Origin of the sequence: Comamonas sp. SY3 (genome assembly GCF_041730275.1) — a bacterium.
GTDB classification, from domain to species: Bacteria; Pseudomonadota; Gammaproteobacteria; order Burkholderiales; family Burkholderiaceae_C; genus Comamonas; species Comamonas sediminis.
This window is the reverse complement of sequence record NZ_JBGTYN010000062.1, coordinates 1-583: the sequence shown is the minus strand read 5'-3', so window position 1 is coordinate 583 and position 583 is coordinate 1. Positions and strand designations below refer to the sequence as shown.

Below are 583 nucleotides of genomic sequence, written 5' to 3'. Positions count from 1 at the left end.
GGCCTTGAGCTGCTGTATCTCGGCGTGCAGGCGGCGCAGTTCGGCGGCTGATTTCTTCACGTCGTTGATTGACGGTATAGCGTCTATTCGAATGCAATCCTCGAACTCGGCGGCCAGCCGCAGCGCTTCGGGCTGTGCTTCTGTCTTGTCGGTCATGGTGTTTGTTCCTTTGGCCAGTATTCAGTGCAGTAATCGCCCTCGCAGCGCCTGCAGTGAGAGCATTCGCAGGTCAGATCGGTTTCCCAGCACCAAGCTTTTCCCTTCTCGTCCTTGTACTCATGCGGCCCGTCGTGACCATCTGGCAGGTAGCAGCCACTGACATCATTCCCTGGCCAATGCATATCGTGAAAGATTCCGCAGGCGAGCTGGCTTTTGTCGGTCATGGTGCTTCCTTGGGGGCGGGCTTGTTCAAAATCAGGCGCAGTGCCTCGATCGTTCGCTTATCGAATGCGCGGGCTGAGCGAGGCATGGCAGGTCCATATCGCTTCTGCAGCCGTTCCTCTGCTGCTTCTGCAGAGTGCAACACCAGCTGCAGGTGGTTCAGGGCGGTTCTCAGTCGCATCTCACTCCTCCTTCTTGGCCT

The 583-nt window shown here is 57.6% G+C and carries 2 protein-coding genes; both read right to left on the bottom strand.

Annotated elements, in window-relative coordinates; translation table 11 throughout:
- Positions 1-152 precede the first annotated feature (152 nt).
- On the bottom strand, positions 153-383 hold the full coding sequence (locus ACCQ08_RS26050) for a hypothetical protein (protein ID WP_312462338.1): 231 nt from the start codon (positions 381-383) through the stop codon (positions 153-155).
- On the bottom strand, positions 380-583 hold a 204-nt coding region (locus ACCQ08_RS26045), incomplete at its 5' end, for a hypothetical protein (RefSeq protein WP_373451386.1). The genes ACCQ08_RS26045 and ACCQ08_RS26050, both read right to left, overlap by 4 nt.

What these genes read in the sequence shown, in the direction of transcription:
- ACCQ08_RS26050 (WP_312462338.1), bottom strand. Translation starts at nt 383, where the DNA reads ATGACCGACAAAAGCCAGCTCGCCTGCGGAATCTTTCACGATATGCAT.